This is a genomic window from Sphingorhabdus sp. (genome assembly GCF_044357595.1).
In the GTDB taxonomy this organism is placed as follows: domain Bacteria; phylum Pseudomonadota; class Alphaproteobacteria; order Sphingomonadales; family Sphingomonadaceae; genus Sphingorhabdus_B.
Genome location: NZ_JBIKPH010000097.1, coordinates 1 through 9,741 on the forward strand (window position 1 = coordinate 1; position 9,741 = coordinate 9,741).

Sequence of the window (9,741 nt, forward strand, 5' to 3'; positions counted from 1 at the left end):
CGGCAGCAACTGGCTGAAGATCGTGGCCCGTTTCTGATCCTGAACGGTGTGGAACCATGTCGCGCCGGTAATGCGATAATCGGCCCGCAGAACCACACCGATATCATCGCTCAGTGGCGCGTCAATCTGGCTTCCAAGATTAATCGTGTAATCCGCGGTATATGGCGACTTGTTGCCTACGGTGTAAGGACGCGAGGTATTTTTCTTGATTTCGCTGTCGGTCAAGTTGACCGAGCCAAACACTTTCCAGCCATCGATGATCTTGGCTGTGGTGTTCAATTCGACGCCCTTTACATCAACCTTGTCGATGTTCGATACAACGCGAAGCAAGCCGAATGATCCGACGAAGAATTCAAAGAACTGCATGTCCGAGATTTTGGTATAATAACCGGCAAGGTCAAATGTCACACGGTTATCAAGCAATGAACCCTTGATACCGGCTTCGAACGAGCTCGACCGTTCCTTGCGGAACTGGTCATTAATTGTAACGCCGGCGCCGATTGCTGGAATATTAAAGTTGGCATTCACCAAGGCAGACGACCCTGTGTTGTTGAAACCACCTGATTTGAAACCAATACCCCAGTTAGCATAAATATTGGTCGAGCTGTTAGGCGTGAAGCTTAACGTGACCTTTGGCTCCAGCTGTTTGAAGCTAGCCGATTTATCCGCAATTCCACCTGTTGCAGGTAGGCCCGGGTTAATCTTAGCACCCGTTATTGGGTCAGATACATTGGGCACGAGGTTGGACGTTGTCCGGTCCTCGACGTCATAGCGCAATGCAAAGCCGGCTTTGAACATATCAGACATTTTATAGTCGACTGATCCAAATGCAGCGTAGACGTCAGTTTTGAATGTATCGTTGAACAATTGCGATGTCGGGTTGCTGCTGCCCGGTGCATTATACAATGCCGCGCTAACACCTTGACCCAAATCAGCACCAAGGCTCACGCCAACCGTTCGGTCGATGTGAAGGCCGTAGACGCCCACTTGCCAATTCAGCGGCCCACCGTCATTTGACGCAAGGCGAATTTCGCCGCTGATGTCTTTTTGATTACGGATCTGAAGCTGCGTGCCATCGCAGGTTGTCGGGCTGTAGGCACCAAACGTCGAGCCTGTTGCCGGTGCAAAAATGAACGGTACAGGAATCTGACCAATGAAGCCCGGTGCGTTGAGCGGAAATCCGGTCAACGCCGCCGTGGTAGCAAAGCATTTGTTCTGGACAGCCAGATTGGTGGCATTGGAAGGTGCACCTGCGGCGGCGGGTGAAATATAGCGCGCGAAGTCGGCCGACGTGCCGTCTGCGGTGAGGTTTTGGTCCACATCGGAATACAGCGCCCATGCGGTCAGCCGTGTCGCGCCGAAGTCGTGATCGATCTTGGCTGACAAATCGATTGTCCGTTGGTCGTTCGTTGGCCGAATATTGCTGTAATACCGCAATTCATGGGCATCAACATCTTCAAAGAATGCACCACCAAACGCTTCGATATGGAACACCGAGTTGAAGTTGATCGAAGCGCCAGACAGTTTTGAATAGCGTGCTTTTACATCCAGATCAGTTGCATCGCCCAATTGCGCCATGAAACGGCCGTCCATCGAATATACTTCCTGATCATCTACGACTTTACGGCCAAGATACAGGTTGCGGTAAAATCCGTCTGTTGTGCGATAGTTGCCCGAAAGCACGAAACCGGCATTATCGCCCAAGGGCGATGAAACATAAGCCGAACCTTCGATCGTCTGTTCATTGGCATAGCTGAATTTGACAGCGCCTTCGAGCGTGTCACCTGGCTTTACCGTAGAGACAACAATCGCACCGGCAGCCGCGTTTCGGCCATAAATTGCGCCTTGCGGACCTTTCAGAATTTCAATCTGACGCAGCGTGCCTTGGGTCTGGTTCAACTGCGCGGTGTTAGTTTTCAAAATGCCGTCGACCACGAGTGCAACGGAGCTTTCCGCATCGCGCGCACCGTTGATGCCGCGAATGTTGATTTGGGTATCGCCAGCCTCGGCAGTGCCCGTCACGATGGTCACACCCGGCGTCAATTGGGCAAAGCCCTGCGCATTATCTGCGCCGGTTCTTGCAAGTGCGGCGGCGTCTATAACGGTGACCGAAGCAGGTACATCAACCAGCCGTTCATTTTGGCGGCGCGCCGTTACAATAATTTCTTCCGCTTCTACGGCCTCTTCGGCAGCCTGTGCAAATGCCGTTGTAGGCACCAAAACGCTGACTGCTATCGATGAGAGGAGTGCACTTTTCCCGATACGCATGTAACTTATCCCCTGTTATACCCAATGTTGCTTTGAGGGCAGCTTATTGTATACAAATGCCATTCGTCAAGAGGAGCGTTAAAACCATGTCGCGGGCATCGGATCGTGCATATAATCATATTCGCAGCATGATCTTGTCTGGTGAGTTGCAACCTGGATCGCAAATTCGCGAGGAGGCTTTGGCAGAATTGTGCGGTGTATCGCGCACTCCGGTGCGAGATTCGCTTCGGCGGCTTGAGACGGAAATGTTCGTTCGGCGTAACGAATCGCAACGTAGCTTTGTGACAAATTGGTCACTGGACGATCTAAAAGATGCGTTCGAGTTGCGCGCGATGCTGGAAGCGCACGCTGCAAAGCGGGCAGCTTTGCGCGTTACGCGAGACCAACTGGCGCGCATGCGAGATCATAACGGCAAGCTGAAGCAGGCAATTGATGCCAGTCGTCCCGATGTACCTCGCTTCATCGACAGTAACCGGTTGTTCCACGCAACAATTCTTGAAGCGGCCGCGTCTGAGCGATTGGCGAACATGCTCATGCAGGTAACAGAACAACCCGTTATACTGCGCACAGCGCGACAATATGACCTCGAAAACTTGCGCCGCTCACATCATGAACATGATGAATTGCTGATCGCTTTTGATAATCGCGACGGTGATTGGGCCGCTGCGGTAATGACAGCACATATTCGGCGCGCGTTCCATGCTTATGCCGAAGCGCACTCTACCGACACTGAAATCCGGAAAGCCAATTTGGCCGCATAATCCTGTTTGACTTTGTATACAATTATGGCATCAACATCGGCGATGATTATTCCCAAGCATATTGAATTTGTCGAAGTTGGACCACGCGACGGCCTTCAAAACGAGGCTGTTCTGGTATCGACTGACGATAAACTCGCTTTAATCAATCGCGCGATTGCGGCTGGAGCGCGCCGAATTGAGGTTACCAGCTTTGTGAACCCCAAACGCGTCCCGCAAATGGCGGATGCGGAGGATGTTTGCGCAGGACTGCCGGACCGCGGCGATGTGACATTTATTGGCTTGGTCATGAACCTGCGCGGCGCAGAACGCGCCATCGCGACCGGGAAGATAGATCAGCTTGGTGCCGTCGCGGTCGCAACCGATACATTCGCAATGGCCAATCAAGGGCAAAGTAGCAACGAATCCGTCGAGGCGGCGAAGGCCATTATTGCGCTTGCCAAAGCCGAAGGGCGCACCGCGCAATGCACCATAGCTGCATCTTTCGGTTGCCCATTTGAAGGCGAAGTGTCTGACCAGCGCATCATTGATATGGCCGTGGCCATTGCCGAAGCTGGCCCTGTTGAAATTGCGCTTGCTGATACCATTGGCGTTGGAAATCCCGCCCAAGTGGCGCGGCTGGTCGAGCAGATAAAGAAAGCAGTAAATCCGCTGCCCGTTCGGGTGCATTTTCATAACACCCGCAACACCGGCTTGGCCAATGTTTGGGCCGCTGTCGGTGCGGGGGCGAGCGTTATCGATGCGTCGCTCGGCGGGCTAGGTGGATGTCCGTTTGCACCGGGTGCAGCGGGCAATGTGCCAAGCGAGGACGTTGTCTACATGCTGGAACGTGCAGGCGTGTCCACAGGAATGAATTTGGCTAGCCTTATTGAGGCTAGCCAATGGCTATCGGACATTATGGGCAGAAAACTACCCGGCATGGTGGCGCAGGCGCCAGCATTTCCAAAAATAGGTTGAGGGAGATATTAATGGGGTATCGTTTGGGCGTTGACGTCGGTGGAACATTCACTGACCTATTGTTATTCAACGCGGACACTGGCGCGTTCTGGCGGCACAAGACGCCGTCTACGCCACATGATAGCAGCGAAGGTATCCTGACCGGCGTAAACGCCATCTGTGCCACCGCAGGCGTCGATGCGACCGGGATTGAATATTTCCTCCACGGCACAACTGTCGCGACCAACGCGGTGCTTGAGGGCAAGGGCGCACGCGTTGGCCTTATCGTGACCGAGGGATATCGTGATATCATGCAGATAGCGCGCTCTTATGTCCCAGGTGGGCTTGCCGCTTGGATTATCTGGCCAAAGCCAACGCCCTTGGCCGCTTTGGAAGATACCGTGACCGTTGGCGGTCGGATGAATGCACAAGGCGGTGAAGTGCGCCCCTTGGATGAAGCTTCCGCCAGAACCGCTTTGGCCTATTTGCAGGCCCAGGGCGTCGAGGCCATCACCGTCAGCTTCATGAATGCATATACAAACGGCGCGCACGAGGCCCGCGTGGGCGAATTGGCGCGCGAGATCATGCCAAATGTCCCGGTATCGCTCAGCCATGAAGTGCTGCCTGAAATGCAGGAATATGAACGGACGTTGACAACCGTTGCAAACGCCGCAGTGCGCCCGGTCGTCGGCAAATATATCTCCAACCTGCGCAGCAAGCTTGCCGATGCCGGTTTTAGTGGCAAATTGTCGCTATTGCGGTCCGACGGCGGACTGATGTCCGCGCAAAAGGCGCAGGAGCATCCCGTCGACATATTGATGTCGGGGCCAGCTGGCGGCGTTACCGGTGCGCTTTGGGTCGGCAAGAATGCCGGTATCAAAAACATCCTCACCCTTGATGTGGGGGGGACATCAACCGATGTTGCGCTGATCGAAAATCTTGAACCGCGCCGTGTGCGTACGACCGAAGTCGGCCATTTGGCGGTGCGCGCATCTTCATTGGATGTGAAGACCGTTGGCGCGGGCGGCGGGTCTATCGCCTATGTGCCCGAACTGACCAAGGCCCTGCGCGTTGGTCCGCAGTCTGCAGGCGCGGTTCCAGGTCCTGTGGCCTATGGCAAGGGCGGCGAAGCACCCACGGTCACGGACGCAAATGTCGTGCTTGGCTATCTGCCCGAAAATCTATTGGGCGGAACATTCCAACTTGACCGTGAGGGCGCAAAAAAGGCGGTGCAGACCATCGCCGATGCGCTTGGCATCGACTTGATGGCCGCGGCGCGCGGCATCATTGATATCGTCAACGAAAACATGTTCGGCGCGTTGCGCATGATCTCAGTTCAGCAAGGCTATGACCCGCGACATTTTGCGCTGATGGGCTTCGGCGGTGCCGGGCCACTGCATGTCAATGCCGTGGCACGACTGATGGGCAGCTGGCCCGCCATATCGCCCGTGTCACCGGGCGTGTTATGTGCGTTGGGCGATGCCACAACGCGCATGCGGACGGAGACTGCGCGCAGCTTTTCGCGTTTGGCCACAACCACTGATGCGGCCGAACTTGTTGCCATTCTCAAGGAAATGGCAGAGCAGACCCGCGCGCAATTGCAGTCCGACGGCATCAATGACGCCGATATCAGCAGCGAATTCGAAATCGACGTGCGTTATGCCGGTCAGGCGTTTGAAGTGCCCTTGACGATCACGCCAGACATTTTGGAACGTGACGGCGTCGCGGGCATATTGAAGCGGTTCGACGAAGAGCATCTTCGGTTGTTCACGTTCAACATGGATACCCCGCACGAAATTGTGAACTTGCGCGCGGTCGCATTGGGGCAAGCTTTGGATTTGCCTGCCGCAGAATTGCCTCAGGGGGATGGAAATCCGGCTGCTGCAAAAATGCGCGACCATGTTTTGTGGATGAATGGCAAGGAACAGGCTGCGGTCATTTATGATCGATCCAAGTTGCGTCAGGGGGATATCATTCCCGGGCCAGCTATCGTTGTCGAAATGGATTCGACCACACTCATTGAAACTGGCTGCGTCGCGATCGTCGACAAGGTCGGCAACATCCTGATCAATCTGGCTTGAGGAGGCTAACGACATGCCCGCCCAAATCATTGAAACAAACAATACGCCCTTTAACAAGATAGCAATCGATCCCGTCACGCTCGACATCATTGAAAATGCGCTGCGTAATGCCCGCATCGAAATGGACGCAACGCTGGTGCGCACAGCAATGTCCCCCGGTATTCGGGAGCAGGGTGATGCGTTTCCGTTAATCGCGGACCACACCGGAAAAATGATTGTTGGCCAATTCGGCAGCTTCATTGGCGGCTTTCTGGATAACTGGGATGGTTCGTTGGAAGACGGCGACATGATCCTGCTGTCTGACCCTTATTCCTGCGACGGTGCGGTCAGCCACTCAAACGACTGGCTCGTCCTTTTACCCGTGTTCAAAGACGGCCGATTGATTGCCTACACATCCATGTTCGGTCACCAATCCGATATTGGCGGCAAGGTTGTAGGATCAATGCCGATCAATGCCCGTTCGATTTTTGAAGAGGGCGTGCGTATCCCGCCAGTCAAAATTTGGAAAAAGGGCGAGTATAACGACGACCTCATGAAGCTGGTCATGCATCAGACCCGCAAACCGGATTGGTGTCAGGCGGATCTCAATGCGCTCATTGCCTCGTGCCGGGTGGCTGCACGCCGGGTCATCGAAATGGCAGGGCGCTTCGGTGACGATGTCTACATCTCTGCCACGCAAGAACTGCTCGCGCGCAATCACCGTGCGATGAAATCGCTCATCGCCATGGCAATTGGCGAAGAACCTGTCAGTTTCGAAGATTATATCTGTGACGATGGCATGGGCGCTGGCCCGTATAAGATTAAGTGCACCATGTGGCGCGAAGGCGAAAAGGTTGTACTCGATTTTGCTGGCACTGACCCGCAAAGCCAAGCGTCGATCAACTTCTTCTTGAACGAGAATATGTTCAAGATGTTCTTCGGCATTTACATGATCATGGTTTTCGATCCGCAGATTCTGTTCAACGATGGCTTTTATGATCTGATCGATGTCCGCATTCCGGACGGGTCGCTTCTCAAGCCGAAATTTCCAGCAGCGCTCTCGGGTCGCACCCACGCGCTGGGTCGCATTTTCGATATTTTGGGTGGTCTCTTGGGACAAAAAACACCGGAATTCTTAAATGCGGCCGGATTCTCTTCAAGCCCACACATGTTCTACTCGGGCAATGACAAGAAGGGCGATTGGTTCCAGCTCTTCCAAATCGGCTTTGGCGGTATTCCAGGTCGTCCCATGGGCGATGGGCCCGATGGTCACTCTCTGTGGCCGGGCTTTACGAATGTGCCTAACGAGTTTCTGGAGCGTTACTTCCCGCTGCTCATCGAACGATATGAAACAGAACCCGACAGTGGCGGTGCTGGGCTGCATCGCGGCGGAAATGGCATTCACATGACCTATCGTTTCCTCGCCAGCGGAACAATTTCGATCCATGATGATCGTTGGTTCGTGCCTCCATGGGGTGTTAATGGCGGTGAACCCGGCAAACGTGCGCGGAAAATCCTCGAAAAGGCCGACGGCAGCTCGCAGATTATCGGCAACAAGGTTGAAGACGTTCATGTAGAAGAGGGCGATCAGTTGCACTTCATCACATGGGGCGGCGGTGGCTGGGGCGATGCCCTTGACCGCGACCCTGCCCTTGTTGGTAAAGAGATTGTGCAAGGGCTTGTCACTGTGGCCGGCGCAAAAGCCTATGGCGTAATCGCAAATGCGCATGGCGAAGTAGACGCTGGGGCCACCGACGCGCTGCGTGCCAAGTTAAGGCAAGAACGCGCAGCGCTTTCCCTGTTCAATTATGGACCCAGTATTGAACAATTGCGTGCCAGTTGCGAAGTTGAGACAGGCCTGAGCGCGCCTGTCCAGCCGGTTTGGACAACTTTGGAAGCCGCCGAGTGAGCGCACTAAAGGGGTTGCGCGTTGTTGAACTCGGCCAGCTGCTTGCTGGTCCGTTTTGCGGACAGTTGCTTGGCGATATGGGCGCTGAGGTCATCAAGGTGGAACCACCGGGTGCCGGTGACCCCATGCGTGTCTGGGGCCAAGGCGCAGAAAAGGTGCAGTGGGAAGTCATCGCGCGCAACAAAAAATCTGTTTCGGCCAATTTGCGTGTCCCCGAAGGACAGGCGCTTGTCCGCAAGTTGATCGGCAAAGCAGACATTCTGGTCGAGAATTTCAAACCCGGCACAATGGAAAAATGGGGTTTTGCGCCAGACACCCTCTTGGCGGAAAACCCCAGCCTCATCATTGCACGCATGTCCGGCTATGGCCAAACAGGGCCCTATTCGGACCGTGCAGGGTTTGGCGGCATTGGCGAGGCCATGGGCGGCTGGCGCTATATTGTTGGCGAACCCGACCGTCCCCCAAGCCGCATGGGGATTTCCATTGGTGACACGCTGACCGCAACTTATGGGTGCATGGGCGTGCTGGCGGCATTGCACCATCGCAGCGTCACCGGTCAGGGTCAGGTTATTGACGCCGCTTTGTATGAAAGCGTGTTGCAAGTCATGGAGGGACTGGTTCCTGAATATGACCATAGCGGGTTCATTCGCGAACGATCGGGCTCCATCCTTAAGGGCATTGCACCTTCCAATGTGTATATCTGCAAAGACGGCGAGTATATGATTGGCGCGAACAAAGACTCGCTGTGGCAACGTTTGGCAGAAGCTATGGGTATGCCTGAACTTGGCACCGACGCACGTTATGCAACCCATTTGGCGCGTGGCCATAATCAGTTGGAACTGGACGAACGCATTAATGCATGGACCGCGACGTTGACCGTTGACGAAGTGGACGCATTGATGATCAAATATTCCATCCCAGCAGGCCGCGTTTACCGCGCGCCCGAGATGTTGGCCGACCCGCATTTTCAGGCGCGCGATGCCATTATCGAGGTCGAGACCGAGCGTTATGGCAAGTTGAAAATGCAAGGCGCCTTTCCCAAAATGTCCGCGACGCCAAGCGGCGTGCGGTCGCCTGCACCCTCAATAGTCGGGCAGCACAATGCCGAGATTTACGGCGAACTGCTGGGTGTGGAAGTACAGGAACTCGATCGGCTGAAAGTGGCAGGCGCAATCTGATGCCCCAAGAGGACGACGATCTGGCGGCAAACTATGTTGGTGCGTTTGATGGTCGCTTGTCTTTTGGCAAGCGCCCTGCACTGCTGATCGTCGACTTTGTGATGGCGTATTTGGACAAATCGTCGCCTCTTTACGCCCATGTTGAGGATGCTTTGGAGAGCAACATACGCCTCTTGGCTGCGGCTCGGGCAGCCGGCATTCCGGTGATTTTCACAAATGTCGTCTATGCAAAGGACGGCGCGGATGGCGGTTTATTCTACAAGAAAATTCCGTCGCTCCGTGTTTTTGTGAAAGGTTCGCCCTACGGCGCATTTCCGCCGTCGCTTCAACCCTTGGATGGCGAACGCATCATCTCGAAGCAATTTGCCTCGGCCTTTTTTGGAACTGCGCTTACGGACATCCTCACGACCGCGGCCATCGATACGTTGCTTATCACTGGCCTGTCGACGTCGGGATGTGTGCGCGCAACCGCACTGGATGCGCTCCAGTCGGGCTTTGCACCCTTTGTTGTTCGTGATGCCTGTGGCGACCGCCATTCGGCGCCGCATGACGCAAATTTATTCGATCTTCAGGCCAAATATGCAGAGGTCGTCTCGGAAGGCGAAGCAATTGAGTTTTTGCGCAGCAGCGCG

Annotated in this window: 7 protein-coding genes; 6 read left to right on the forward strand and 1 reads right to left on the reverse strand. The window is 54.8% G+C overall.

Features of this window, described 5'->3' with window-relative positions; all coding sequences use genetic code 11:
• Window positions 1-2,268, reverse strand: a 2,268-nt coding sequence (locus tag ACIQ2T_RS09705; RefSeq protein ID WP_397590638.1) for a TonB-dependent receptor, incomplete at its 3' end; no start/stop codon positions are given.
• Window positions 2,269-2,354: 86 nt separating this feature from the next.
• On the opposite strand from ACIQ2T_RS09705, the gene ACIQ2T_RS09710 reads away from it, so the two are divergent.
• The 6 genes from ACIQ2T_RS09710 to ACIQ2T_RS09735 all read left to right on the forward strand — a co-directional run.
• Window positions 2,355-3,029 (forward strand): GntR family transcriptional regulator, encoded by a 675-nt coding sequence (locus ACIQ2T_RS09710; protein WP_397590639.1) that lies wholly within the window; start codon window positions 2,355-2,357, stop codon window positions 3,027-3,029.
• A gap of 24 nt (window positions 3,030-3,053) precedes the next feature.
• A complete protein-coding gene (locus ACIQ2T_RS09715; protein WP_397590640.1) occupies window positions 3,054-3,983 on the forward strand; it encodes a hydroxymethylglutaryl-CoA lyase in 930 nt (309 codons plus the stop codon).
• Between the two features lie 11 nt (window positions 3,984-3,994).
• Complete coding sequence (locus tag ACIQ2T_RS09720) at window positions 3,995-6,043, forward strand: hydantoinase/oxoprolinase family protein (protein WP_397590641.1); 2,049 nt, start codon at window positions 3,995-3,997, stop codon at window positions 6,041-6,043.
• Window positions 6,044-6,056: 13 nt separating this feature from the next.
• The gene (locus tag ACIQ2T_RS09725; RefSeq protein ID WP_397590642.1) at window positions 6,057-7,931 is read left to right on the forward strand and encodes a hydantoinase B/oxoprolinase family protein; all 1,875 of its coding nucleotides are present in this window, start codon (window positions 6,057-6,059) and stop codon (window positions 7,929-7,931) included.
• Window positions 7,928-9,109, forward strand: coding sequence for a CaiB/BaiF CoA transferase family protein (locus tag ACIQ2T_RS09730; RefSeq protein ID WP_397590643.1), 1,182 nt, complete (start codon window positions 7,928-7,930; stop codon window positions 9,107-9,109). The genes ACIQ2T_RS09725 and ACIQ2T_RS09730 overlap by 4 nt, the downstream gene beginning before the upstream one ends.
• The coding region (locus tag ACIQ2T_RS09735; protein ID WP_397590644.1) for an isochorismatase family protein at window positions 9,109-9,741 on the forward strand (633 nt) is incomplete at its 3' end. The genes ACIQ2T_RS09730 and ACIQ2T_RS09735, both read left to right, overlap by 1 nt.

Coding starts and splice junctions, on each gene's coding strand:
- ACIQ2T_RS09725 (WP_397590642.1), top strand. CDS start 6,057: ATGCCCGCCCAAATCATTGAAACAAACAATACGCCCTTTAACAAGATA.
- ACIQ2T_RS09720 (WP_397590641.1), top strand. CDS start 3,995: ATGGGGTATCGTTTGGGCGTTGACGTCGGTGGAACATTCACTGACCTA.
- ACIQ2T_RS09710 (WP_397590639.1), top strand. CDS start 2,355: ATGTCGCGGGCATCGGATCGTGCATATAATCATATTCGCAGCATGATC.
- ACIQ2T_RS09715 (WP_397590640.1), top strand. CDS start 3,054: ATGGCATCAACATCGGCGATGATTATTCCCAAGCATATTGAATTTGTC.